Source organism: Mesorhizobium sp. BR1-1-4, assembly GCF_020165375.1.
Taxonomy (GTDB): domain Bacteria; phylum Pseudomonadota; class Alphaproteobacteria; order Rhizobiales; family Rhizobiaceae; genus Mesorhizobium; species Mesorhizobium australicum.
Genome location: NZ_JAIUIB010000001.1, coordinates 26,005 through 51,778 on the forward strand (window position 1 = coordinate 26,005; position 25,774 = coordinate 51,778).

General features: G+C 63.4%; 22 protein-coding genes. 14 read left to right on the forward strand and 8 right to left on the reverse strand.

What is annotated here, in order from left to right; genetic code table 11:
* Window positions 1-46: 46 nt before the first annotated feature.
* Together LB571_RS00120 and LB571_RS00125 are read left to right on the forward strand one after the other, a co-directional pair.
* Window positions 47-1,426 carry an efflux RND transporter periplasmic adaptor subunit gene (locus tag LB571_RS00120; RefSeq protein WP_224591486.1) on the forward strand — a complete coding sequence of 460 codons (1,380 nt, stop codon included), beginning with the start codon at window positions 47-49 and terminating at the stop codon, window positions 1,424-1,426.
* On the forward strand, window positions 1,423-4,506 hold the full coding sequence (locus LB571_RS00125; RefSeq protein WP_015315432.1) for an efflux RND transporter permease subunit: 3,084 nt from the start codon (window positions 1,423-1,425) through the stop codon (window positions 4,504-4,506). Before LB571_RS00120 ends, LB571_RS00125 begins: the two co-directional genes overlap by 4 nt.
* 103 nt (window positions 4,507-4,609) lie before the next feature.
* On the opposite strand, the gene LB571_RS00130 is transcribed toward LB571_RS00125, so the two are convergent.
* Window positions 4,610-5,065: a L,D-transpeptidase gene (locus LB571_RS00130; RefSeq protein ID WP_224587925.1), complete on the reverse strand. Its 456-nt coding sequence runs from the start codon at window positions 5,063-5,065 to the stop codon at window positions 4,610-4,612.
* A gap of 303 nt (window positions 5,066-5,368) precedes the next feature.
* Between LB571_RS00130 and LB571_RS00135 the strand changes: the two genes are divergently transcribed.
* Window positions 5,369-5,518, forward strand: coding sequence for a hypothetical protein (locus LB571_RS00135; protein WP_224591489.1), 150 nt, complete (start codon window positions 5,369-5,371; stop codon window positions 5,516-5,518).
* A gap of 257 nt (window positions 5,519-5,775) precedes the next feature.
* On the forward strand, window positions 5,776-5,943 hold the full coding sequence (locus LB571_RS00140; RefSeq protein ID WP_015315429.1) for a hypothetical protein: 168 nt from the start codon (window positions 5,776-5,778) through the stop codon (window positions 5,941-5,943).
* A gap of 73 nt (window positions 5,944-6,016) precedes the next feature.
* Here the strand turns inward: LB571_RS00140 and LB571_RS00145 are convergent, their stop codons facing one another.
* Entirely contained in the window at window positions 6,017-6,718 is a 702-nt protein-coding gene (locus tag LB571_RS00145; RefSeq protein ID WP_015315428.1) for a response regulator transcription factor, read from the reverse strand.
* A 45-nt stretch (window positions 6,719-6,763) separates the two neighbouring features.
* Here LB571_RS00145 and LB571_RS00150 point away from each other — a divergent pair, with 45 nt between their 5' ends.
* Together LB571_RS00150 and LB571_RS00155 are read left to right on the forward strand one after the other, a co-directional pair.
* The gene (locus tag LB571_RS00150) at window positions 6,764-7,537 is read left to right on the forward strand and encodes a response regulator (protein ID WP_224591492.1); all 774 of its coding nucleotides are present in this window, start codon (window positions 6,764-6,766) and stop codon (window positions 7,535-7,537) included.
* A 76-nt stretch (window positions 7,538-7,613) separates the two neighbouring features.
* On the forward strand, window positions 7,614-9,701 hold the full coding sequence (locus tag LB571_RS00155) for a PAS domain S-box protein (protein WP_224591494.1): 2,088 nt from the start codon (window positions 7,614-7,616) through the stop codon (window positions 9,699-9,701).
* Between the two features lie 129 nt (window positions 9,702-9,830).
* Here LB571_RS00155 and LB571_RS00160 read toward each other — a convergent pair whose 3' ends face one another.
* Window positions 9,831-10,238, reverse strand: coding sequence for a hypothetical protein (locus LB571_RS00160; protein ID WP_140712743.1), 408 nt, complete (start codon window positions 10,236-10,238; stop codon window positions 9,831-9,833).
* A gap of 413 nt (window positions 10,239-10,651) precedes the next feature.
* On the opposite strand from LB571_RS00160, the gene LB571_RS00165 reads away from it, so the two are divergent.
* Window positions 10,652-11,854 carry an aromatic ring-hydroxylating oxygenase subunit alpha gene (locus tag LB571_RS00165; RefSeq protein ID WP_140616752.1) on the forward strand — a complete coding sequence of 401 codons (1,203 nt, stop codon included), beginning with the start codon at window positions 10,652-10,654 and terminating at the stop codon, window positions 11,852-11,854.
* 112 nt (window positions 11,855-11,966) lie between these two features.
* Here LB571_RS00165 and LB571_RS00170 read toward each other — a convergent pair whose 3' ends face one another.
* Entirely contained in the window at window positions 11,967-13,385 is a 1,419-nt protein-coding gene (locus LB571_RS00170) for an aminotransferase (protein WP_140874882.1), read from the reverse strand.
* 268 nt (window positions 13,386-13,653) lie between these two features.
* On the opposite strand from LB571_RS00170, the gene LB571_RS00175 reads away from it, so the two are divergent.
* From LB571_RS00175 to LB571_RS00185, 3 genes are read left to right on the forward strand one after another with little or no spacing between them, the layout of a single operon-like run.
* Window positions 13,654-14,571, forward strand: a complete 918-nt coding sequence (locus LB571_RS00175; RefSeq protein WP_140712737.1) for an ABC transporter permease — start codon at window positions 13,654-13,656, stop codon at window positions 14,569-14,571.
* Window positions 14,568-15,389 (forward strand): ABC transporter permease, encoded by an 822-nt coding sequence (locus LB571_RS00180; protein ID WP_140616749.1) that lies wholly within the window; start codon window positions 14,568-14,570, stop codon window positions 15,387-15,389. The genes LB571_RS00175 and LB571_RS00180 overlap by 4 nt, the downstream gene beginning before the upstream one ends.
* A gap of 52 nt (window positions 15,390-15,441) precedes the next feature.
* Complete coding sequence (locus LB571_RS00185) at window positions 15,442-16,515, forward strand: ABC transporter ATP-binding protein (RefSeq protein ID WP_224591497.1); 1,074 nt, start codon at window positions 15,442-15,444, stop codon at window positions 16,513-16,515.
* On the opposite strand, the gene LB571_RS00190 is transcribed toward LB571_RS00185, so the two are convergent.
* The 3 genes from LB571_RS00190 to betI are packed head-to-tail and all read right to left on the reverse strand — an operon-like array spanning window position 16,479 to window position 19,623.
* Window positions 16,479-17,789 (reverse strand): flavin monoamine oxidase family protein, encoded by a 1,311-nt coding sequence (locus LB571_RS00190; RefSeq protein ID WP_224591500.1) that lies wholly within the window; start codon window positions 17,787-17,789, stop codon window positions 16,479-16,481. The two genes, LB571_RS00185 and LB571_RS00190, sit on opposite strands and share 37 nt — an antisense overlap.
* A complete protein-coding gene (locus LB571_RS00195) occupies window positions 17,786-18,868 on the reverse strand; it encodes an ABC transporter substrate-binding protein (protein WP_140616746.1) in 1,083 nt (360 codons plus the stop codon). The genes LB571_RS00190 and LB571_RS00195 overlap by 4 nt, the downstream gene beginning before the upstream one ends.
* Before the next feature lie 41 nt (window positions 18,869-18,909).
* Entirely contained in the window at window positions 18,910-19,623 is a 714-nt protein-coding gene (gene betI, locus LB571_RS00200) for a transcriptional regulator BetI (RefSeq protein WP_140662953.1), read from the reverse strand.
* Window positions 19,624-19,967: 344 nt separating this feature from the next.
* Here betI and LB571_RS00205 point away from each other — a divergent pair, with 344 nt between their 5' ends.
* Genes LB571_RS00205 through LB571_RS00220 form a run of 4 tightly spaced genes read left to right on the forward strand, consistent with a single transcriptional unit; the run spans window position 19,968 to window position 24,678 of the window.
* Complete coding sequence (locus LB571_RS00205) at window positions 19,968-21,587, forward strand: phytoene desaturase family protein (RefSeq protein ID WP_224591503.1); 1,620 nt, start codon at window positions 19,968-19,970, stop codon at window positions 21,585-21,587.
* Entirely contained in the window at window positions 21,574-23,139 is a 1,566-nt protein-coding gene (locus LB571_RS00210; protein ID WP_224591506.1) for a phytoene desaturase family protein, read from the forward strand. Before LB571_RS00205 ends, LB571_RS00210 begins: the two co-directional genes overlap by 14 nt.
* 43 nt (window positions 23,140-23,182) lie before the next feature.
* Window positions 23,183-24,415 (forward strand): aminomethyltransferase family protein, encoded by a 1,233-nt coding sequence (locus LB571_RS00215; protein WP_224592204.1) that lies wholly within the window; start codon window positions 23,183-23,185, stop codon window positions 24,413-24,415.
* 2 nt (window positions 24,416-24,417) lie between these two features.
* Window positions 24,418-24,678, forward strand: a complete 261-nt coding sequence (locus LB571_RS00220) for a hypothetical protein (protein ID WP_015315412.1) — start codon at window positions 24,418-24,420, stop codon at window positions 24,676-24,678.
* Window positions 24,679-24,684: 6 nt separating this feature from the next.
* Here LB571_RS00220 and LB571_RS00225 read toward each other — a convergent pair whose 3' ends face one another.
* Complete coding sequence (locus tag LB571_RS00225; protein ID WP_224587899.1) at window positions 24,685-25,743, reverse strand: dipeptidase; 1,059 nt, start codon at window positions 25,741-25,743, stop codon at window positions 24,685-24,687.
* Window positions 25,744-25,774 lie beyond the last annotated feature (31 nt).

Below are 25,774 nucleotides of genomic sequence, written 5' to 3' on the forward strand. Positions count from 1 at the left end.
CCCGATGTCCGCGCTTCGCGCCGGATTTTCGACTGAGGGGACTTCCTTGTTCAAGCGCATACTCCGTGTCTTTATCGTTATTGTGGTCCTTGCCGTGCTCGTCATCGTGGTCGGCGGGATAGTCGGTTTCAACTTCCTGCGCGACAACGGCATCAAGCAGTATTTCGCCACCATGAAGCCGCCGGCGGCGACCGTGTCGACAACCATCGCCAAGCCGTCGAACTGGACACCGGGCGTCGAGGCGATCGGTACGGTGCGGGCCGTGCGCGGTGTCGACCTGACGGTCGAGACCGCCGGCATCGTCAAGGAAATCGCCTTCCATGCCAACCAGAAGGTGGCGGCCAACGCAGTGCTGCTGCAACTCGACGACGCCGTCGAGCGCGCTGATCTCGATGCGCAGAAGGCGCAGGCGGCACTCGATCAGACCACGCTGACCCGCGCCGTCGAACTGACAAGGCGTGGTGTTGGCTCCGACTCGACGCTGGACACGGCGCGTGCGGCGGCCTCCGCTTCGGCGTCCCAGGTGACCAGGCTGCAGGCCGTGCTCGAACAGAAGCAGCTTACCGCACCTTTCGCCGGCACGGTCGGCATTCCGAGGATCGACCTCGGCCAGTATCTGGCACCCGGCACCGCGGTGGTGACGCTGCAGGACCTCGACACGATGCGGGTCGACTTCTCGGTTCCCGAACAGCAGCTGCCGCTGCTCAAGATTGGCCAGACGGTCCGCCTGGGCCTTGGCGGCAGCGACGACATGCCCTTTGCCGGCGCCATTCGCGGCATCGACCCCAAGATCGACCCCTCCAGCCGGCTGGTGAACATCCGGGCGGAAGTTGCCAATCCCGAAGGCAAATTGACCCCAGGTCAGTTCGTGCAGGTGCGTGTCGAACTGCCCGAGGAGCAGAACGTGCTGTCACTGCCGCAGACGGCACTGACCACCAGCCTCTATGGCGACTACATATTCGTGGTGCAGCCGGCGAAGCCCGCCGGGGCAGCCCCGGCGCAGCCAGCCAAGCCGGACGAAAAGCCGGCGGCGGCCACCGACAAGCCCGCGGATGCCAAGCCTGCGGATGCCAAGGCGGCAGACGCCAAGCCGGCCGACGCAATGAAGCCCGCCGCCGATGCCATGAAGCCGGCCGCTGACGCAGCCAAGCCAGCGGACAAGGCCGCTGCCGATGCCGCCAAGCCAGCAGCGGCCGATCCGGCCAAGCCGGCGGCGGAAGGCGACAAACCGGCGCTTGTGCTGTCACAGGTCTTCGTCAAGCCGGGCCGCCGCAATCAAGGCATGGTCGAGATCGTCGAAGGGCTGAAGGCCGGCGACGAGGTCGTCACCGCGGGCCAGAACCGCCTCTTCAACGGCATGACCGTCAACGTCGACAACACGATCGACCCGACCAAATCGGCGAACAAGCAGGCCGACCAGCAATGAGCTTTTCCGATCTCTTCATCCGCCGGCCCGTCCTTTCGACGGTTCTTGCCTGCATGATCCTGCTGCTCGGTTTCCAGGGCATCTTCAACCTGTCGATCCGGCAGTATCCGAAGGTCGACGAGACCGCGATCACGATCACGACAGCCTATCCGGGCGCCAGCGCCGACCTGATCCAGGGCTTCATTTCCGCCCCGATCGCGCGCGCCGTCGCCTCGACCGAGAACATCGACTACGTAACCTCGTCCAGCCGTCCGTCCTCCAGCACCGTGACGGTGCAGATGAAGCTCGGTTCCAACCCAGACGTCGCGTTGACCGAAGTGCTGTCCAAGGTTCAGGGCGTACGCGGCACCTTGCCGGACGCCTCCAAGGACCCGGTCATCGTCAAGGGTACGGGTCAGCAGTTCGCGATGATGTACATCTCGATGCAGAATCCGAACATGACCAAGGAGCAGCTGACCGAGTATATCGAGCGCGTCATCAGGCCCCGCATGTCGACGGTCGAAGGCGTCGCCGACGTGCAGATCTTCGGCGCCCAGGAATACTCGATGCGCGTCTGGATCGACCCGGTCAGGCTTGCCGCGCGCGGCGTGACGGCGGCCGAAGTGCTGGCGGCGATCAACAATTCCAACTTCCTGTCGGCGCCCGGCAACACCCAGAACGAATATGTCGTCTCGTCGATCACCGTGCGCTCGACGCTGCAGACACCGGAAGCCTTCGCCGCACTGCCATTGCGCTCGACCGACGGCAATGTCGTGCGCCTGCGCGACGTCGCCCGCGTCGAACTGGCCGCCGCGAACACCGACACCAGGGTTTCCTTCAACGGCAAGCCCGGCACCTTCCTCGCCATCTTCCCGACCCCGGCAGCCAATCCGCTGACAACGGCGGCGGCACTCACCAAGCTGGTCCCGCAGATTCAGGAGACGCTGCCGAAGGGCATGACGATCGAAGTCGTCTACGACGCGACCGGACAGATCAGCGCCTCGATCGACGAGGTGTTCAAGACCATCGGCGAGGCGGTCGCCATCGTCGTCGTCGTCATCCTCCTCTTCCTCGGTTCGTTCCGCTCGGTGCTGATGCCGATCATCACCATCCCGCTGTCGCTGATCGGCGTCTGCTTCCTTTTGTTCGCGGTAGGCTATTCGATCAACCTTCTGTCGCTGCTGGCCATGGTGCTGGCGATCGGCCTTGTGGTCGACGACGCCATCGTGGTGGTGGAAAATATCCACCGTCACATGGAAGAGGATCACATGCCGCCCATGCAGGCAGCCTTCAGCGGCATGCGCGAGATCGCGTCGGCCATCGTCGCCATGACCATGACGCTGGCCGCCGTGTTCGCGCCGCTGGCCTTCACCGGCGGCCTGACCGGCGCCCTGTTCCGCGAATTCGCGGTGACGCTCGCCGGATCGGTGGTGCTGTCTGGCATCATTGCTATCACCATCACGCCGATGATGTCGGCGCGCCTCCTGAAGCCCGGCAATGCCGGCCGTTTCCAGCGCATCGTCGACGGCACTTTCGCGCGCGTCGAGCATGTCTACGAGCGCGCCGTCACCGGATCTCTGAACTATCGCCCGCTGACGCTGCTCATCGTGCTGGCGCTTGTCGGTGTGACCGGCTTCATGTTCACCAAGACCTCGACGGAACTGGCGCCGGAAGAGGATCAGGGCTTCCTGCTCTCGCTGGTGACGGGGCCGCGCTATGCGACCTCCGATTACACCGAGACTTACGTCAATCAGATCCTGGGCCTGGTGAAGGACATTCCCGAGACCCGGGCGCAGTTCTCGGCCGTCGCCTTCGGCGGCACGACCAACAGCGCCTTCGTCGGTTTTGCCTTCAAGGATTGGGCGGAGCGGAAGCGCAATTCGAAGGAGCTGCAGGCCGACATTACGGCTCGTATCGCCAAGGTGGCGGGTGTCCAGGCCTTCGTCTTCGCGCCGCCGACTCTGCCGGGCTCCGGCGGCGGCTTGCCGATTTCCATGGTGGTCCGCTCGACCGGCGATTCCGCTCAGGTCTACGAGGAAGCCGAGAAAATCAAGAACAAGGCGCAGGCCTCGGGCCGCTTCATCGTCGTGCAGAATTCGATGGCCTATGACGCGCCGCAGGTGACGGTGACCATCGATCGCGACCGCGCCGCCGCGCTCAACCTGCCGATCGCCGATATCGGCCGGACGCTGACGCTGCTGGTCGGCGGTGCCGAAGTGGCGCAATTCGACCGCGACTCCAACTCCTACGACATCATCCCGCAGGTGCCGCAGGAATTCCGCGACAACCCTGAAAAGCTCGGCGAATACTTCGTGCGCAGCGTGACGGGCGAGATGGTGCCGCTGTCGGCCGTGGTGACGATTTCGAACAATGCGTCGCCGGCGGCGATCGAGCAGTTCAACCAGCTGAATTCGTCGACGATCTCGGCGCTGCCGCTGCCCGGCGTCACCACGGGCGACGGTTTGAAAGTGCTCGAGGACATCGCCAGGGAGAGCCTGCCCGACACTTTCTTCATCGATTATTCCGGCCAGTCCCGGCAGGAGAAGGAACAGGGCAACACGATCCTGATCGCTTTCGGCGCGGCCGTCATCGTCATCTACCTGGTGCTGGCGGCGCAGTTCGAAAGCTTCCGCGATCCGCTGATCATCATGATGGCGGTGCCACTGTCGATCTTCGGCGCGATCGTGCCGCTCAATCTGGGCCTCGGCACGCTCAACATCTATACCCAGGTCGGACTGATCACGCTGATCGGCCTGATCACCAAGCACGGCATCCTGCTGGTCGAATTCGCCAACCAGCAGCGAGAACTGCATGGCATGCGGCGGCGTGACGCCATCATCGCCTCGGCCAAGGTGCGCCTGCGGCCGATCCTGATGACGACGGCGGCGATGGCGCTGGGCGTGGTGCCGCTGATCGTTTCCAGCGGCGCCGGTGCCGCGGCCCGCTATTCGATGGGCCTGGTCATCTTCACCGGCATTCTGGTCGGCACCATGTTCACACTCTTCGTCGTGCCGATGTTCTATACTTTCATCGCCAGCAAGGACCTGCCGCATCTGGCGGAAAAGCCGGATCCCAAGCTGATGCCGGCGCTGCCGAGCTGAGGCACGGGGCGCAAGACACAAAAAGAGGCCGGGATTTCTCCGGCCTTTTTTTGGCGATCGCTCCAGCAACTCCGGCACATGGCCGAATGCGGCGACCTTCCTGCTACTTGACGATGACGATGCTGGTGTTGGCCGCTCCGAACGTCTCGACGAGCTGGTAGAAATCGGCGGCGTTGTCCGGGTGCAGCCGTACGCAGCCATGCGAGGCGGGCTGGCCGAGGCGCTTGATGGCATAGGTGGCGTGGACCGCGTAGCCGCCGCTGAAAAACACCGAATGTGGCATCGGCGCGTTGTCGTATTTCTTCGAATACCACATCTCATGCATGCGCGTCGGCTTGAACGAGCCGGTCGGCGTCACGTGCGCCCTGTCGCCAGTGGAAACCTTCCAGGCGAAAGTCGGCCGGCCGTCGACCGAGACTTCCATGACCTGCTGCGACAGCGAAACGCGGGCAACGATGCTGTTGGCGGCATGGGCGGCGTTGGCGCCGAACAGAAGTGCACTGCCCATGAGCGCGGCGGCGGTGATGTTGATGAACTTTGCGGAAATGGTGGTGTGCATGATGTCCCCTCTCTCTGCCGGCCCGGCCGGCTCCAATTTGATGACGCGGCTTATCCCAGCGGCATGTTTCGGAAAGACTTCGCTAAATGCTCGTTTGTGTTTCGAATCTGTTTCCGCTGATTAACAGGACAATCACCCTGTTTGATGGCGCTCCATTCCGGACACGGGGCCAAGGATGAAGGACACAGGCATTCACCCCGAACGAAAGTTCGAGTTGTCTCCTACATGAAAGAGTTTGTCTCAATCCGAAACCAATCTGCAACAAAGTGCGGTTTTGGGCGGCATGATCCGGATACCGACCGGATGCAAAAGTTGACGCAACGAAAGCAGACGGCAACGACCAAGGGAACGAAAACGAACATACGCTCCTGGCTCTCCAGGACCAGCATCACGGCGGCGGCTGTCGGCGGCGGCACCATTGCCGGCGGCCCCGTGCGCGGCTGGCGGCGATGAGTTCGAGCGACATTTCAACCCTGCACGTCGCCCTGTCTGCGCCACGGTCTGGATCGTTTCCAGCCTGCGCATCGCCCAGTTGAAGGCCCTCTGGCGGGTTGGCCTTCGGCTGCTGGCATTGCGCGGCCCCTCCGGCAACTTGCTGCCGAGAGGACCGAAGGCCCGCGCCGCGACGGGGGGCTCCGTGGGCGGCGCGGGCACTTCGGGAGTTCCTGAAGCGACCCGCTACACAGTCATCTTTTTGGGGAATTCAGATCATGAAGACAAAATTCGCGGCTTCCGTGCTTTCCGCACTGCTCTATGCGCAGGGCCTGCTCGGCTTTGCCGCACTCGCCAGCGTGCTGCTCAAGGAACGCGCTCACGCAAGCGAGTTCGCCGTCGGCGGCGAAATGGCCTCGGGCCCGTCATTGCTGGTGGTGCGCTGAACCTCGCGGGCATCGGCGCGGGAAAATGGAAAGTCCGATGCTCATCCGACGAACCAGCAGGAAAACACAGCCGTCAGTCGGCGAATTGCCGTGGCGGATCGAACCTGTAGCCGGCGCCGCGTATGGTGGTGATGGTCTCGGTGTCGAGCTTGCGGCGCAGTCGCACGATGCGCGAGTCGATCGAGCGATCGAAGGCGTCGGCATTCTCGGCCGGCGCGGCTGCGATAATGTCGTCCCGCGTCAGTACCTTGCGCGGGCTCGCCAGGAACAGCCTGAGGAGCGCCACCTGGCCGGGCGAGAGCTGCTCCTGCGTACCGGAGCGATGCATGACCATCGCCGATCTCAGGTCGACGGTTGCGTTCTCCAGCACGATCAGCTCCTGGGTACCCCTGCCGCGCCGCGAAAGCAGGCCACCGACACGCGCGGCGAGTTCCCTGACATTGAGCGGACTTTCGACGACGTCGGCGGCGCCGAGCTCGAGCGCCAACACCTTGTCGAGGAGATCGGCGGGCCGGCATATCAGGATGAAATCCGGTCCATGCTCCCCACCCCCAGCTTGGCCGCCAAAACGCCTGAGCAGATCCCGCCCTTCCGCCTGGCTGAGGCTGTCCCCGACAACGACAACGTCGATGCCGCCGCCCGACAGCAGCGATTCCGCCTCCCAGGGCTGCCGCGCCCGGCGCACGTCGTGGCCGCGCCGCTCGAGATGGTCGGCAAGCTCGCTCGCGACGACCTCGGCGACGGAAACAAGCGCAATGACGGCTCGTGCGGCCATGTTTTCCAACCGTTCCCTGGCAACCGGATATGAGTGCTGGACATCATGTTTATACCCAATCTACTTTCCACTGAAAGTGGGAGCGAGAGCATCGTGCGGGCAAGAATTGTCATCGTCGAGGATGAGCTCGACCTGAGGGACGCGGTCGCCGAATATCTCGGCGCCGCCGGCTATGATGTTTCGACCGCTGAAACCGCGGCCGCCGCGCGCGGCCTGATCGAGACGCAGTCCTTCCATCTGGCCATCCTCGACATCGCCATGCCGGGCGAGGATGGCTTGTCGCTCGGCCGCTGGCTGCGCTCGAAAATGCCGATCGGGATCATCTATGCGACCGCCGCCGGCACCGCGCTCGACCGCATCGTCGGACTGGAACTCGGCGCCGACGACTATATCGTCAAGCCGTATGAACTGCGCGAGGTGCTGGCCAGGGTGCGCAGCGTGCTGCGCCGTGTTCCCCAGCCGACGGAGCCGCGGGACAGGAAAGCCAGCACGGATCGTCGCTCCGTCGCTTTCGGCCCCTTCCAGGCCGATCTCGACGGCAGGATGGTCACCGGCGCCAACGGCACGGTGATCGACATGGCCAAGAGCGAATTCGACGTGCTGGAGGTTTTCCTGACCCGCGCCAACCGGCTGCTGACCAGGGCCGCGATCTCCGAGGCGATCGGCTTCACCGAGGATCCGGAATCGTCGCGCGCCGTCGATATCCGCATCATGCGCCTGCGCAAGAAGATCGAGACGGACCCGGCCAACCCGAAATTCCTGCGCACGGTGCGTGGCGAAGGCTATATTTTCTCGCTGCCGGCCGGCGACGGCAGCTGAGCGTCAGACCGAGGAAGTCCGCTCCGCAGCCGTTGCCAGCCGATCGATTGGCGTGACTCTGGACTAATGGCTGACAATGATGGGCGACACGGCAAGCACGGACATGCAGGGTTTCAGGCAGGGCGCGGCGATGGCCGCCGTGCGTGTCGTGCGCCGGCTGCGCGAGGCCGGCGACTGGCAGCGCGAAATGGACGGCATACTGGAGACGCTATGCCACGCCATGGAGTGCCAGCGCGGCATCCTGTTCCGCCTGCGCGAATTGCCCGGCCAGGGTTTCGCCCAGTCGGTCGCTGCCTACTGGATCGATCCCGACTTCGGCGGCGAACTGGCCTCACCGACCGTCATCATGCAATCGATCGTCAATTCGGATCCGCTGCTTGAGCGGCTGGCCGAGGATGAGCGGCAGGGCAAGATTTTCGCTGGCCATACGCGCGATCTCGAAGGATTCCTGAGGGCCGATTTCGAGAAGCAGAACATCAAGTCGTTCCTGTCGGTGTCGGTCTTCGCGCACGGCCATCTGTGGGGCACGCTGGCCGTCAATGACTGCGTCGAAGAGCGGGAATGGACCGACGAGGAGGAGGCGACGCTGCACATCGTCGCCCTCGCCATCGGCGACGCCATCGAACACTCCCCCTCCGACGCACATGCCAGCGAAGTGATCCGCCGCACCATGCTGCAGGCCTCGCTCGACGCCATTATCGTCATCGACGAGGCAGGGTCGATCATCGAATTCAATCCGGCCGCCGAGAAGATGTTCGGCTTCCTGCGCAGCGATATTCTCGGCAAGGACCTGCTCGACACGGTCGTTCCTGAATATTACCGCAAGGGCTACGCCTCGGGCGCCGACTACATGTCCGGCCGTGGCGCCCCGATGGTCGGCCAGCGGCTCGAGACCGTGACGCAGAATGCCGCCGGCGAGGTGTTTCCGATCGAACTGACGGCGACCGAGATGCGGGTCGCCGACCGCCGCCTGATCTTTGGCTCGATCCGCGACCTGCGCGACAGGCTGCGCGCCGAGGAAGAGATCAACCGGCAGCGCGAGAAGCTGCACCAGAACGAGAAAATGGCGGCGATGGGCTCGCTGCTTGCCGGCGTCTCGCACGAACTCAACAATCCGCTGGCGGTCGTCGTGGCCCAGTCGACGCTGCTGCATGAATTCGCCTCGGATCCGCAGACCAAGGTCCGTGCCGAAAAGGTGCGTGCCGCCGCCGAGCGCTGCGGGCGCATCGTCAAAAGCTTCCTGTCGATGGTCCGCCTCCATCCGGCGGCACATGCCGAGACCGATCTCAACCAGGTGATCCGCGCCGCTCTCGAAGTGACCGCCTACGGCGCGCGCTCGAGCGGCATCGTCATCGATACCGATTTCGCGCCAGGTCCGCTGCTCGCCATGGCCGATGCCGACCACGTGACACAGGTGGCGGCCAATTTCCTCATCAACAGCCAGCATGCCCTGGCCGGCGTCGCCGGCGACCGCCTGATCAAGGTGCGGAGCTTCCGCAGCGATCGGGGCAATCCCGGCTTCTCGGTCGAGGACAACGGGCCCGGCATTCCCGAAGCCATCCGTTCGCGCATTTTCGAATCCTATTTCACCACCAAGCCGGTCGGCGTCGGCACCGGCATTGGCCTGTCGATCTCGAAATCGATCATCGAACGACACAACGGCAATGTCTGGTTCGAGGAGGTGTTGCCGAGAGGCGCGCGTTTCGTCGTCCAGTTGCCGGCGATCTCTGCGGGCATCGCCGCCGCCGGCGAAAGCCAGCCACGATCGAGCGGCCTGCGCCATGCGCTGATCATCGATGACGAGCCTGACGTCGCCGGTTCCCTGTCCGATATTCTCGAACTGATGGGCATCAAGTCGCGGATCGCGCCGCTCTGGGAATCGGGCGCCGCCACCTTGGGTGGCCACATGCCCCCCGATATCGTCTTTTCGGATCTGCGCATGCCCGGCATATCAGGCATTTCGATCTACCGCGAACTGCTCGCCGAACGGCCCGACCTGGCGCAGCGTTTCGTGCTCGTCACCGGCGACCTGATCGGCGCGAAGGCGGAAGTCGAAGCCTTGCCGGCGCAGCAGCGGCCACAGATCCTCGAAAAACCGTTCAGCACGCTGGATGTACGCAGCGTGCTTTCGACCATCGCCGAGCAGGCCGCGTTGAAAGCATAAAAAAGGCTCCCGGCCGACATCGCGGCGGGAGCCGAAGCGAGCGCGAGAAGCGCTCGGGGAGGTAGGGCATGATCCCCAAACGGGAACCGGTTTCGGGATCATGCCCCGGCAGAAACGCAGAGGCAGAAATCAGAAGATGTTGGGCGTGCTGGTCAGTGGCGCGGCGTTGGCGATCATGCGGATCGCGCGGGTCTTGTGCGTTCCGGACTCCTCGGCAATGGCGCGCAGGCAATCCACGCTCTCGGCGCCCCAGGCCTGCCCCCTGCAGGCGAAATCGATTGTCGGCATAGGCAGGCGGGCGGTCGTGGTCGTGGTCGGCGCGCCTTCGATGACGTTGGCGGGCGGGTTCAACGAAGCGAAGGCTGGGCCGACCGTCGGCGTGAACGCCATGCCGGCGAAGGCGCAAGCAGCCAGCGCCATGAACATTCCCATCGGGTGGTCGCTGGCGCGCTGGCGAAGGGCCAGCTTCGGGCGGCGGCCAGCGCGCTCTGGAGCTTGAAAGCGGTTGCCGCTGGTGATCTGGACTTTCGCATGCATCATCATCCCCTTCGTTGATTTTCTTTTTGCGATTAAACGAATTTAATCGCGCCTTGTAACGGTGCAAAGGTGACGAGAGCTTGGCAATGTAACCGGATTGAAACATCGATACGGGCAAAACCGGGCAGGGTCGGTCATTGGCTGTTTTGGCCCGGGGGGTGGCGGTTGCAAGACGTGCACGACCGGTAGCCGCGTGAACGATTGGCGGCGCGAGCCAGCGATCGGGGGCAGTTACGGAACTCTGGCTAAGATCCGGATTTTCCGGGGTTTTCGAAGCCCGCAACGGCGCGGGATTCCCATGGAACCAGCGCCGACATTTTCGCTGCGGAACAGTCACATTTCCACAAGCCATTGCATTTCAATGCAAAATATGATTATATTGAATGCATATTCAATAAAAGAAGAGACGTTTTATGAACCCGCACCTCCGTGACGTGGCAATCCCGAACGATTGGGACCGGCGGGGACTGCCGGGCTGGAGCTACCATTCCGACGCCCTTCTCGAACTGGAGAAGGAGCATGTGTTCCGCAATCATTGGCAAATCGTCGGGCATGTCTGCGACATCCCTGACGCCGGCGATTACCTCACCATGGATGTCATTGGCGAACGCGCCCTGATCGTGCGCGGCAAGGACGGCGTGGTACGCGGTTTCAACAACATGTGCCGCCATCGCGGCAGCCGCGTCGTCGCCGACAGCCAGGGCAATTGCAAGAACGCGCTGATCTGTCCGTTTCACGGCTGGGTCTACAATCTCGACGGCACGCTGCGCGGCGCCGCCCGCCCGCGCTCCTTCCCCGACCTCGACAAGACCGAGTTCGGCCTGATGCCGCTCGACCTCGAAATCTGGATGGGCTTCATCTTCATCCGCTTCCGCAATGGCGGGCCACAGCCCTCCGTCGCCGAGCTGCTGAGGCCAATCGAACCCGAATTCGCGCATTACAAGGCCGCCGACATGGTGCCTTCCTGGGGCATTTGGACCCAGAAGACGCCGGTCAACTGGAAGTCGGTGCGCGACGTCGACAATGAAGGCTATCATGTCGCCATGGCGCATCCGGCCTTGCAGGATCTCTATGGCGCCACCTATTTCGACGAGCCCTTCGTCAACGGCGTCTCACGCTCCTTCGCCACCTACAACCCGCATGCCGGCCGCCGCTGGAGCGTGAAGAACTACGTCAAGATCGCGCCGGAGCCGACGCATCTGCCTGACCATCTCAGGAAGGCCTGGGTCTATTACGGCATCTTCCCCAACGCCGTTCTGTCGGTGATGCCGGAATCAGTGCAGTTCTATCAGGAGTTCCCGCTGTCGACGGGTGAGACGCTGCTGCGCGGCGCCATCTATCGCTACCGCGACGAGAGCCGAGAGCAGGCCGCCGCCCGCTACCTCTCCTTCCGCATCGATCGCGACACCATGTCGGAAGATGTGCAGCTCTCGGTCTGGTCGAACGAATCCATGCTGTCCGAGGCTTTCGAGGGCTTTTATCTCTCCGACCTCGAATATGGCGTGCGCACCCACCACGACCACCTGCGCCAGCAGGTTCCGGTGCTCGGCCTGGAAACAGCGCCGGAAGAAAAGGACATGTGGAATTTGAACGACGCGCTGCGGAGCCGGGCGTAACAACCCTGCTGATTGGCGAAGCCGCCGATGACAGCGCCCCTCTCCCCGTCAGCGCTGCTCCTCATCCGCCTTCGAGCACCTTCTCCCCGTAAAAACGGGGAGAAGGAGAAACTCACCCCTGCCACACACCCTCTTTCCTGAGATCTTCCATCGTGCGTGAAATACCCTCGCGCAGGATGCCGACCATGTCGTCGATCTGCTCGCGCGTGATGACGAGCGGCGGCGACATAACGCACATGTTGATCAGCGGCCGCACCAGCAGGCCAAGCTCGTGGCAGTGGGCGTCGATGCGTTTGCCGACATCCTTGTCGAGCTGCAGCGGATCCTTGCTTTCGCGATCGGCGACGCATTCGACACAGCCCATCAGCCCGACGCCGCGCACTTCGCCGACCAGCGGCAGCTCTTCCAGCGTCTTCAATTGCGCCTGGAAATAGGGCGCGACCGCCTGCGTGTGAGCAAGCACGCTCTCTTCCAGCAGGTCGAGATTCTTCAAGGCCACGGCACAGCCGACCGGATGGCTGGTGTAGGTCAGGCCATGGCCGAACATCGCGTCGGGATGGTTGGAACGGCGTAATTCCTCCAGCAGCCGCTCCGAGATGATGACGCCGCCAAGCGGGAAATAACCCGAGGTGACGCCCTTCGCGAAAGTGATCATGTCGGGGTCGATGCCGAACACGTCGCCCGAGGCAAAGACATGGCCCAGACGTCCGAAGCCCGTCACCACCTCGTCGGAGATATAAAGAATATCCTTGGCGCGGCAGATCTCGCGGATGCGCCTGAGGTAGCCGTCCGGCGGAATGATGACGCCACCGGACGCCTGTATGGGTTCGCCGACGAACGCGCCTATTCTGTCGGCGCCGACACGCGCGACCGTGTCGCGGAACTGGTCGACAAGGAAATCGGTGAAGGCGGCGATGCTCATGCCTTTCGGCCGGCGGAACGGGTCGGGGGAGGCGAGCTTGACCACCAGTTCGTCGGCGCCATCCATCCAGTCGCGGTCGCGCGGGCGGCCGTTGAGCGAGGCCGAGAGATAGGTTGAGCCATGATAGGCGCCGCCACGGCTTAGGATCAGCTTCTTTTCCGGCCGGCCGCGCACATTGTTGTAAAACTGCATGAAGCGCAGCGCCGTCTCGACCGCCGAGGAACCGCCCGTGGTGTAGAAGACGTGGCTGAGGTCGCCTGGGGCATGGCCGGCGATGCGCTTGGCAAGCTCCGCCGACGGCGCGTTCATCGTGTACCAGGGCGTGTTGTAGGACAGCGCCATCGCCTGGTCGTACATCACCTTGGCGAGTTCCTCGCGACGATGCCCGACATTGACGCACCACATGCCGGCCGGGCCGTCGATCAGCCGCTTGCCGGTGCTGTCGGTAATGTAGATGCCATCGCCCTCGCCGATCAGCGCGCGCGCCTCCGAACCGACGGAGCCGGCGTAGGGCCAGGGCTGGATGAGATGACGCCTGGCCAGCTCGACCGCATCGTCGCCGCCAGAACCAGCCGTTTCGCGTGCCTTCAGATCCCTCACAGCCGCCATTATCGCCTCCACATCATCCCCGAATTTTCCGGGCATCAATCCGGTTCGCCACGGCCGAAATCGCCGCCCCGCTCGCATGATTTTGAATGTCCGTTCAATCAATATTGCAGAATTAGCGCTTGATTTCAATCCGCGGATGCGCGCATGATGAAAGAAAGCCGGCAAGGGGAACAATAGCCGGCGCCAGCCCAATGGGATGCCGTATGGCGGGACAGTCCAGGCCAGCAATCGAGATCACACCCGGAGCCCGTCCCCCCGGAGTCTGGCAATGACGGTGGCTGCGGAAGGGTCGCCCCCGTTGGGCCTGACGCGGGCCAGACGAAATGCCCTTCTGCAATCCGAGCCTGTACAAGGCTTTGCCCTGATCAGCCCGACCTTTCTCTACGCTCTCATCCTTCTGGTCCTGCCGATCCTGGTGGTCATCGCCCATTCCTTCTGGACGCAGCACTACCTGACCATCGACCGCACCTTCACGCTGGAAAACTATCGCGTCGCACTGACCGAGCCGATCTACCGCGATCTGTTGTGGCGCTCGCTCTACATCTCGCTGACGGTCAGCCTGTTCACCGTCGTCCTCGCCTACCCGATCGCCTATTTCATTTCCTTCCATGGCGGCCGTCACAAGAGCCTGTGGCTGTTCCTCATAACCATCCCGTTCTGGACCAGCTATCTCTTGCGCGTGATGTCGTGGAAGGTCATCCTGGGCTATAACGGCGTCTTGAATTCCGGCCTGATGGGTCTGGGCATCATCGACGAACCGTCGACCGCCCTGCTCTACAATTCGAGCGCCGTCATCATCACGCTCACCCATGCCTGGGCGGCCTTCGCCATCCTGCCGATTTTCGTGTCCCTGGAGAAGGTCGACCGCACGCTGGTCGAAGCGGCCACCGACCTTGGCGATGGACCCTTCCGGTCGTTCCTGCGCGTGACCTTGCCGCTGTCGGCGCCAGGCATCATTTCCGCGGCGCTGATCGTCATGATCCCGACTGTCGGCGACTATGTCACGCCAAAGCTCGTCGGCGGCAAGGATGGCGTCATGATCGCCAATGCCATCCAAGCGCAGTTCGGCAAAGCCGCCAACTGGCCGCTCGGTGCCGCACTTTCCGTCACCACCATGCTGATCGTCTCTCTGATGGCCGGCGGCACGGTGCTGATCATCCGCGGCTTGCAAAGGATGGCGCGATGAAGGCGCGGCGCTTCCTGCCGGGCGGCTGGCTGTCGGCCTATGCGTTCCTCTATATCGTCTTCCTCTATCTGCCCGTCATCTTCCTGCCGATCTTCTCGGTCAACACGGCGGCGACGCCGAAATTCCCGCTGACCGGCTTCACCCTGCAATGGTACGAAGACCTGCCGCGCACGCCGGCGCTGCTCGATGCCGCCTGGAACAGCCTGATCGTCGGCGTCTCGGCGGCCATCCTCTCCACCGTACTCGGCATCCTCGCCGCCCGCTCGATCACCCGCTACCGCTATCCCGGCCGCCGCGCCATCAACGGTCTGATCATGGCGCCGCTTGTGCTGCCCGAAGTGATCGTCGCCATCTCGATGCTGCTGGTGATGCTGCAGTTGGGCCTCGGTCTTTCGCTGTTCACCGTCGTGCTCGGCCACGTCCTGGTCTGCATTCCCTATTCGATGACGGTGCTGACTTCCGGCTTCGAGGGTTTCGACCGCAGTCTCGAGGAAGCCTCCGCCGATCTCGGCGAAAGCGCCTTCGGCACTTTCCGGCGCGTGACGCTGCCGATGGTGGCGCCGGCGATCATTTCCAGCCTGCTGGTCTGCTTCACCATCTCGCTGGACGAATTCATCATCGCCTTCTTCCTCACCGGCACCGAGGCGACGCTGCCGATCTACATCTGGGGCCAGTTGCGTTTCGCCTCGAAACTGCCCGGCGTACTGGCGCTCGGCACGCTGCTTTTGGTTGCCTCTTTCCTGTTGATGACAATCGCCGAAATCCTGCGTCGCCGCGCGGCCAGACGCACCCAGAACGAGGGAGGCCTCTATGCCTGAGCAGCCGCGGATCGAGCGCCCTCACGCGGACGGGATCCAATCCGAAAGAGCGATGATCGAGATCCGCAATGTCACCCGCAGCTATGGGGCGTTCAAGGCGCTGGACGACGCCTCCCTGACCATCAGGGAAGGCGAGTTCTTCTCGCTGCTCGGGCCGTCGGGCTGCGGCAAGACCACGCTCTTGCGCATGATCGCCGGCTTCGACAATCCGACCAGCGGCTCGATCGCGGTTGGCGGCCAGCCCATGGAAGGCATACCGGCCAATCGCCGGCCGACAAACATGGTGTTCCAGAGCTACGCGATCTTCCCGCACCTCAATGTCGAGCAGAATGTCGCCTACGGACTGAAGCGGTTGAAGCTGCAGGGTGGCGAAGAGAAGCGCCGGGTCGAGGAGGCGCTTGCGCAGGTCTCGCTCACCGGCCTCGGCAAGCGGCTTGCCACGGAGCTTTCCGGCGGCCAGCGGCAGCGCGTCGCGCTCGCCCGCGCCCTGGTGATGCGACCTAAGGTGCTGTTGCTCGACGAGCCGCTGTCGGCGCTCGACAAGAAGCTGCGCGAGCAGATGCAGGTCGAACTGCGCCGCCTGCAGCAGGCCGTCGGCATTACCTTCGTCCTGGTCACCCACGATCAGTATGAAGCGCTCGCAATGTCCGACCGCATCGCCGTGATGTTCGGCGGCAAGATCGCGCAGGTCGCCTCCCCGAAGGAAATCTACCAGCGCCCGGTAAACCGCCAGGTCGCCGACTTCCTTGGCGGCATGAATTTCGTCAAGGCCGAGATCGTCGAGGAGAACGGCGCCTCGCTGATCGTCGACACGCTGGGTTTCGGCCGTATCAAGACCGACAAGCCGAAGGCTTTCGTGCGCAATGGCGGCGGCGCGACGCTCGGCATCCGACCGGAGCGCCTGCGCGTGCTGTGGGACAATGCGACGGCCAAGTTCGAGGTCGCCGGCAAGGTGGTGGAACGCCACTATTTCGGCGAGATCACCCATCTGATCGTCGAAATCCCTGGCCTGGAGAAGCCGCTCTCGGTGACCGAGACCAACGATTTCGGCGCCGATGATATTCCAGTCGGCACCTCGATTCGCCTCGCCTATGATCCGGAAGCGCTGGTCGCGATGGCCGACTGAACTCCGGCGATGATCCTGCGCGCCGCGATACGCCCGGCCACGATCGCGCCCTCGACATAGCCCGGGAATGACGGCGACAATTCCGACGACGCGAAATGCATCGGCGGTGCGCCGGCAAGAATGGTGGCCTCGGCATCCCTGGCCGACACATCGACGATCAGGTCGCTATAGGCACCGCCGCTCCAGCGATCATGCGTCCAGTCACGGCGGCTGAAATCGAGAACATCCGCCGCCTCCGGACCCAGCGCCTCCACAAGCTTCGTCGTCACCTGTGTCCGCAGATCCGACTCGCCGAGTTCGTGCCAGCGCAGCGCCAGCGGTCCGCCAACGAAGACGACAAGCACCGCATGATCGGGATCCCTGCTGGCGTCGCAGGCAAACAGCCCCGGCAGATCGCGCCACATCATCATCCCGCTCAAATCCCGCTCGCGCCAAAATGGCTTGGGATAGCGCACCAGGACCTTGATCACCGCGCCGCTTTCCCAGGCGCCGAGCGCCGCTTCCAGGGCTGCCGGCAAGGCGGGCGTAAAATCGAGCTTCGCGGCTGTCGCCGGCGGCACGGCGACCAGAACTTCTCGCGCTTCGATCACGCTATTGCTCGAGACGACACGAACCCCTGGCGGACCGTATTCGATGCGGGTGACAGGTTCGCCGAGCCTCACCCGGTCGCCGAGGTCCTCCGCCAGATCATCGGCCAACGACTGCATGGTCTCGCGTAGGGAATATTGCAGCTCCGGCACCTCATTGGTGATACGCCGGTCATTGTCGATCAGATACCAGAGCGGCACCCTCTCCAATGCCAGGCACCACAGGCCCTCGATCATCGACCGGAAGGCCGCCTTGACCTCGCCCACGTCATCCTGCCGCTCCAGCCACTCGGCAACGGTCAATCCCGCAATGGCGGGATCGTTGGGCTCGATGCTGTTCATGCGTTCGCGGATCGCCATCGAGGCGTGATAGGTCCGCTCGGCCCGGCCGACCGACATTGACGGGCAAGTGATGAAATCGCCCTCGACATAAGTCTCGACGAAGGTCTTGCCGCGAGCCTGGGCCAGTTCCATCAGCTGCGGCATGTCCTCGCACAGGAACTGGCCGCCGCTGTCGATGCGCTCGCCAAGCCCGTTCCACATAGCCTCGACCCGCCCACCGACGCGGTCGCGTGCCTCGAGCAGCAGGAAGCCGACGCCGGCCCTCTTCAGCTCGAGCGCCGCCGACAGCCCGGTGAAGCCGGCGCCGACGATGACGACGTCGGTTCTTTCTGTCTTGTCGTTCAATAGCCAGCCTTGATCTTCTCGAACTCGGCGATCATCTTGAGCTTGAGATCTGACGGGAGCGGCTGCTGGAACAGCGTCTTGTCGACGAATTTCTGCACGTCGTCATAGCCCTTTTCCTTCAGGATGGCCTGATCGACGCCGGCCATGCCCTTGGCGTTGGCCTGGCCGTAGCCCCAGTCCTTGACCAGCACCTTGGCGGTCTCCGGATCGTTGACCGCGTTGAGATAGTCATAAGCCTTGTCGGTATTGCCGGGCGCATCCTTGAACAGCACGTAGCCGCACACCCAGGTCGAGATGCCTTCCGCCGTGTCCTTCTTAGACTTGATCGGCACGCCGGCAGCGACCGACTGTACGGTCGCATCGTTCCAGGCCCAGGCGAGATCGACTTCGCCACCGCTCAGAAGCTGGACGACGTCGGTGGTATCAGTCCAGTAGGAGCGCACGTTCTTGTGCACCTGGCGCAGGAAGTCGGAGGCCTGCTTGAACTGGTCGTCGGTCATCTTGGTCCAGTCCTTCAGGCCGATGGCGAGGCTCGCCAGCGCATAGGCATCGTCGACATTGTCGCCGATCGAAACGCGGCCCTTGAACTTCGGATCGGCGAACGCCTTCAGCGACTGCACGTCCTTTTCGTCGATCTTGGAGGAGTTGTAGGTAAGCTGCGTGTTGCCCCAGTCCCAGGGCATGAACCAGGCTTTCCCGTCCTCCGTCGTGGCGAGATTTTTCATCGCCATGATGCCGGGATTGAGATCCTTCCAGCCCGTGATCTTCGAGGTATCGAGCGGTTGCAGCAGGCCCGCCTCGCGCCACTTCGTCACGCTCTGCGAGCAGGGATGGCCAAGGTCGGCCTTGAAGCCGGAACGGACCTTTTCGAACGCCTCGTCCTCATCGCCGAAGAAGGCAAAGGTCGGCGAATCGCCGTTTTTCTCGACATATTTCGGGTGGAAGCTCGGATCCTCATAACCTGACCAGTCGAACACGATCAGATCCTTGTCGGCCGCGATCGCCAGCGCCGCGGCCGAAGCCGCCAGTGTTCCCGCCAGCGCGAGCGTCAGCGTCAGGCGCCTTGTCAGTGTCTTCATTGCTGTTCCATCCTCTGCGGTTTCTTATGGTTCGTCTCTTCTTATGATCTCGTTGGGCTGGCGGCCTTCAGCGGGTAGTGTTTCGGAAAAGCCGCCGACAGGAATTCATTGGCCGCCTGCAAGGAGGTCTCCCGCGTGGTGTCCTCGGTTCCCATCATCAACCGCAGCCACAAGCCTTCCAGCATGGCGCTGAGCGCCAGCGCCATGACCTGCGGCTCATAGGCGTAGCCGCCGCTCTGTTTCAGAGCCGCGCACAGGTCGATGAATATATTCTGGTAAACGGCATCCCGCGCGCTGCTCAGCGCCTGGTAGGTCGGCCGCGACTTGGCCTCTCCCCAGAAGGCGCACCATGCGGCAAGCTTGCGCTTGTTGCAGATGGAGCGGTCGAAATCGGCCGCGACGAGAACCTGGAGTTGACGCGCGGGATCGTCTCCTGCCTTTTGCAAGGCATTGCGCCAGTGCGCGGAATACTCGTCGTACATATATTGCAGCGTCGCGACGAGCAGCTTTTCCTTGCTCTCGAAATGGAAATTGACGATGCCGCGCGACAGGCCGGCGCCGTCGGCGACATCGGCCATCGTCGTTTCCGAATAGCCGCGCTTGGCGAGCGAATCGATCGTCGCCTCGATGAGCTGAAGCTGCCTGACCTCCTTCGAGGCCTTGCGTCCGCGCTTCTCGGATTCGGCTTTCCGCGCCGGTTCAAGAAGCGCGTCCCTGGCGTCTGCCGTTTTCATGCGTGTGATGGTCTCCAGCATCGCCGGCTAGCCCTTTGCATCCGGCTTCCACCCGCGAAGATGAGTGGGACGGTGCTCGCACTGTCAAGCACCTTCTGCATGGCCTCCCAGCTCATGATGGCGGCCTCGTCATATTCCGGGGTGGCGTCTGCCATTCAAATCATCAGCCTCGGTTCCCAATAGACGGATTACTGGGTTCGAACGTCGGCAAAGCGTAACTCATGTCCGGAAAAACGCAACATCATTTGTTGAACATTCATTCAGAATGGCTGGACACAATGGCTGGTGCCGTGCCAAATTCCACGCATTAGGGGACAGATCACGCAGAAAATGAAGAGCGGGACGCAGATGAGCACTGGGCCACAATGAAAGCTTGGGATGCGATCATCATCGGCGGCGGACACAATGGCCTGGTCAACGCCTGTTACCTGCAGCGCGCGGGTCTCGACGTGCTGGTTGTGGAAAAGAACGACTGGGTCGGGGGTGCGGCCACCAGCCGCGAGCTGACGCCGGGCTTCCTCTACTCCAACTGCTCCTACGTCTGCTCGCTGTTCCGACCCGAGATCATGCGCGATCTGGAGCTCCCCCGCTTCGGCCTGCAAGTCATCTCCTATGAGGGCGGCGCGGTGTTCACCCGGGATGGCGACTATCTCGCCAATTATCGCGACCACGACGCGCACCGGCGGGAATTCGCTCGTTTCTCCAAAAGGGATGCCGAGGCCTATGACCGCTACGCCCGCGACGTGACGCGGCAGTGCCGCTTCATCCAGCCGCTGTTGATGCGCACCGCGCCGGACCCAACCAGCCTGCGCCCGCGCGACCTCGGCGAACTGCTCTATCTCGGCAAGAAATTCGCGGGTCTCTCCGCCGAGGAAATGGCACTGACGCTGCGCTTCTGGACCATGTCTATCTCTGAGTTCCTCGACGAATATTTTGAGACCGACGTCATCAAGGCGAACTTCGCCCTGTCTGGCATCATCGGCACGGCACTCGGGCCGATGTCGCCCGGCACCGCTTACGTGCTGCTGCACCACTATATGGGCGAGGTCGACGGATCGGTCGGCGCCTGGGGCTATGCGCGCGGCGGCATGGGCGCCGTGACCAAGGCGCTGGCCGCCTCGTTCAAGGCCTCGGGTGGAACCATACGCACCGGCGCCGAGGTCGACCATGTGCTGGTGAGCCGTGGCAAAGCCAGGGGCGTCGTGCTGGCCGGCGGCGAGGAGGTTTACGGCAAGCTGGTCGTCTCCAATGCCGACGTGAAGCGCACTTTCCTGAAGCTGGTCGAGGAGAAGGAACTGCCCGACATCTTCCTTCGCCGGGTGAAGAACTTCAAGATTCGCGGATCCTCCGGAAAGGTTAACATAGCACTCGATTCGCTGCCGGAATTCCCGGCGCTGCCGAAGGACTCGCCGGTCTATCGCGGCGACATGCATTTCACCGATTCGATGGAGCGCATGGAGCGCGCCTATGACGACTGGAAGGCCGGCCGCTGGTCCGCCGATCCGTTCCTCGACATGGTCATCCCGACGACGCTCGACCCGACCATGGCGCCGCCAGGGAAGCATTTCATGAGCTGCTTCGTTCAGTACGCTCCGCCCAAGATCGCTGGTCGCGAGTGGACGGACGCCGATCGTGACGGTTTTGCTGAAAGCGTGATTGCGCAGATATCGGATTATTCACCCGGGTTCCGCGACCGCATCGTCCATATGGAGGTGCGCACGCCACGCGAGATCGAGGCCGAGGTCGGCCTCACCGAAGGCAACATCTTTCAGGGCGAGCTGACCTTCGACCAGTTGCTGTTCAACCGTCCGGTGCCCGGTTATGCACAATATTGGTCGCCGGTCGGCGGCCTCTATATGTGCGGCTCCTCGACCCATCCCGGCGGCGGCGTCATGGGTGCGCCCGGCCGCAACGCAGCCGCCGAAATCCTGCGCGATCTCGCAAAATCCACCTCGCATATGAGCCCGGCCCATGACGTCATCTGATGCCATCGTCATCGGCGGCGGCCACAATGGGCTTGTCGCTGCCGCCACGCTGGCGAAGGCCGGCCGCAAGGTGCTGGTGCTGGAAGCAGGAGCCGAACCCGGCGGCGCCGCGCGGACCGAGGAATTTGCGCCCGGTTTTCGCGCTTCGTCCATCGCGCATGTGTTGAACCGGCTGCATCCCGATGTGGTGAAAACGCTGGAACTGGAAAAGCACGGGCTGCAGATCGCTCGCGCCGACTTCCTGCCGTCGGTCGCATTGTCGAAAGATGGACCGCCGCTTGTCCTGCATGGCGCTTATGGCGAGGTGCTGACCGGCGCCAGTTCGTCGGAACAGTCCGCCTGGAAGGAACTACGCGCACAACTGCTGCGCTATGCCGGCATCCTGAAACCCTTCCTGTCGCGCCGGCCGCCCGATCTCGGCGGCATGTCGCTGCTGGAGGCCGCTTCGCTCGGCCACACCGCGGTGGCGCTGAAGAAACTTGGCAAGGAAGACATGCGCGACTTCCTGCGCGTGCTTTTGATGAACGTTGCCGACTTGCTTGACGAACAACTCGCCGATATCAGGCTGAAGGGGCTGCTCGCCTTCGACGCCACGCTCGGCAGCCATCTCGGCCCGCGCTCGCCGACCTCGCTGCTCGGCCTCTATTATCGTCTGACCGGAGAGAGCGGCGGTGTTGCCGGAGCGCAATTGCTGCCAAAGGGCGGCATGGGCGCGGTGGTCGCCGCCATCCGCACGGCTGCCGAAAAGGCTGGCGTCACGATCCGCGCATCGGTGCCCGTCGCCAGGATCATTGTCGAGAAAGGCCGCGCCGTCGGCGTTGCCCTCGACAATGGCGAGGAGCTTCGCGCCCGAACGATCGTCTCGGCCATCAATCCGACGACCACCTTCCTCGATCTCGTCGGACCGCGCGAGATCGACACCGGCTTCGTGCGCAAAGTGAAAAACATCCGCATGAGGGGCGATGCCGCCAAGCTCCATCTGGCGCTCGACCGGCCGCCGCGGTTTGCCGGTGTCGACGCCGCCGGCCATAAGGGCCGACTGGTGATCGCGTCCTCTCCCGACCACGTCGAACGTGCCTTCAATCCATCCAAATATGGCGAGTTCTCGCCCGAGCCGGTGATGGAAATCACGCTGCCCAGTCTCGCCGATCCGTCGCTCGCGCCCGACGGCGCCTGCGTGCTGTCCGCCGTGGTGCAATACGCGCCCTATCGGTTGAAAGAGAGCTGGGATGCCGGCAAGCCGAAATTCCTCGAGGCAATCATGGCCCAGTTGGAAGCCTATGCGCCTGGCATCGGCAAGACGGTGATTCATGCCGAACTGCTCACCCCTGCGGACATCGAGAAGCGCTACCGCATGCCGGGTGGCCACTGGCACCACGGTGAATTGCAGGCCGATCAGATGCTGATCTCGCGTCCCGTGTCCGGCTGGTCGGGCTACGACACGCCGCTCGACGGGCTGTTCCTGGCCGGCGCGGGTTCGCATCCTGGTGGTGGAGTTTCCGGTGCGCCAGGATTGAATGCCGCGCGGCGCGTCATTGCGATGAAGGGGTGACTTGATGTCTCAACTGGCCGACGCTGCACTCCATGGCGCCATCATGACCCATCAAGCCTCCATTCCGTTGACAGCCCGCATCGCAGCCCAATCCCACTTCCGCACGCTGCGCCTCGGCACGCCGTTCCAGCCGCGCCTCGACGCGCTGGCCAAGACCCAGGACTGGTACAATTGGGCCGGCTACCGCGCGCCGCATTCGCTTTGGGACGAGGAGCTCGAATATTTCGCCATCCGCAGTCAGGCAGCACTCTTCGACATCTCGCCGATGACCAAATACCGGATCGAAGGACCGGATGCCCAGGCCTTCCTCGACCGCGTCACCTTGCGCGATGTCACCAAGCTCAGGACCGGCCGCGTTCATTACACCGCTTGGTGTGACGACGAGGGTTTTGTGCTGGACGACGGGACGCTGTTCCGACTTTCGCCGACCCGCTTCCGGCTGTGTTCGCAGGAGCGGCATCTGCCGTGGCTGCTGGACAGCGCCCTTGGTTTCGACGTCATCGTCGAGGAAGAGACCGAGGCCGTCGCCGGGCTCGCCTTGCAGGGGCCCACATCCTTCGCTGTGCTGCGCGACGCCGGTTTTGCCGGTGTCGAGAGGCTGAAAATATTCGACCTTGCCGAATTCCCGCACGACGGCGGCACGGCCATAATTTCACGCACCGGCTTTACCGGCGATCTCGGTTACGAACTGTTCGTTCCGGCCGAAAAGGCGCTGAGCCTGTGGGATCGGCTGATGACAGCTGGGGAACTGCGCGGCATCAGGGCAATCGGCTACACCGCCCTCAACCGTGCCCGTATCGAGGCTGGGCTGATCGTCGCCAACGCCGATTTCACCACCGCCGAACATGCCATCCGCGCCGACCGGTTGCGCATGCCCGACGAGATCGGGCTCGGCTTCATGGTCGATCTGGACAAGGGCCATTTCAATGGCCGCCGCGCCATCCTCGAGGCCCGCGCCAAACGCAAGCTTCGGCATGTCCTCGTCGGACTGGAGATTGAAGGCAACATCCCGGCCGAACACGCGATCGTCTATCACGGGAAGAGCCAGGAGGTCGGCCTGGTCAGCGCCGCCATGTGGTCGCCGATGGCCAAGCGCAACATCGCCATCGCCTCGCTGGCGCGGCCCTATGGCGATACCGTCGTGGAAGACCTCTGGGTCGAGATCTACGCCATGCGCGAGCTGCGGTACCAGAAGCTGATGAAACGGGCCAAGGTGGTGGCGCGACCCTTCATCAAGCTCGACCGCCGTACCGCCAATCCGCCGGCGGATTTCTGACCATGACCGAGGAAGCGGGCAAGCAACAGGAAGAAGGTGAAGCCGCCGAACAGTGGGAGCTGGTCAACACGCCGCTCGGCGAGAAATGGTCTGGCCGCACGCGCTATGCCGCCGCCATGTTCTTCTACAAGCGCGGCGAGATGAGCGCCGAGACGCTGGAGGTCTATCGCATTTGCGCTCGGCTCGATGCGGAAAACCCGCTGCCGATCATTCGCGATCGCGGCGTCGGCAAGGACTGGCTGAAGCGCATGGGCTTCGAATAAGGCGTCCTAACCTATCGTTCTTTCCAGCATGCTTAGCCAGTTGCGGTAGGCAATCTTTTCGATCAGCGCCCGGCCAAAACCGCGCGCCGCCAGCGCATCGATGAGTTTCGGCAGGCCGGCGACGTCGCCGATGACCGCCGGGATCATGGCGCCGTCGAAATCCGAACCGAGACCGACGCCATCCTCACCCAAGGCCTGCAGCAGGGAATCGATATGACGCACCATGATGTCGAGGCTGGTGTCGGCATTCATGCGGCCGTCCTCGCGCAGGAAGCCGGTGGCGAAGTTCAACCCGACCATGCCGCCGGAGTCGCGGATCGCGCCGAGCTGCCAGTCGGTGAGGTTGCGCGAATGGCCGCAGATCGCATGCACGTTGGAATGGGTGGCGACCAGCGGCGCATCGCTAAGCGCTGCGACGTCGCGAAAACCCTTCTCGTTGAGATGCGAGAGATCGATCATGATCCTCAGTTCATTGCAGGCCTTGACCAGCGCCTTGCCGGCATCGGTCAGGCCCGGACCGGTGTCCGGCGAGGACGGAAAGCGAAACGGCACGCCGTGACCGAACGCATTGGGCCGGCTCCAGACGATGCCGAGCGAGCGCAGGCCCGCGGCATGCAGCACGTCGAGCATGGTGAGTTCGGGATCGATGGCCTCGACGCCTTCGATGTGGAACACCGCGGCAATCGTGCCTTGCGCCATGGCATTGCGCACATCGTCGGCGCTGCGGCAGATCGCCAATGCACCGGCACGCTCCAGCCGGAACAGGATGGACGCCATCGCGATCGTCGAGTTGAGCGCATCGGCGCGCGGCACCTCGGGCGGCAGCGGTTCGCTGTCGCTCGGCGCCGAAGGCACGGCGCTGCGCCGCGCTTTCTCGACCGGCGGCGGGAAGATGGCGAACATGCCGCCGGCGAATCCGCCGGCCCTGGCGCGCGGCAAGTCGATATGGCCGCCCGATTTCCCTTCGATGAACAGCTTTTCGACGTCCGCGTCTTTCGCCTGGTGCAAACGCAGCAGCGTGTCGTTGTGGCCGTCAAAGACGGGGACGAGGTCTGTTTCGGTCATATGGGGGATCATTCGGTCTGTTTGTCGGCAG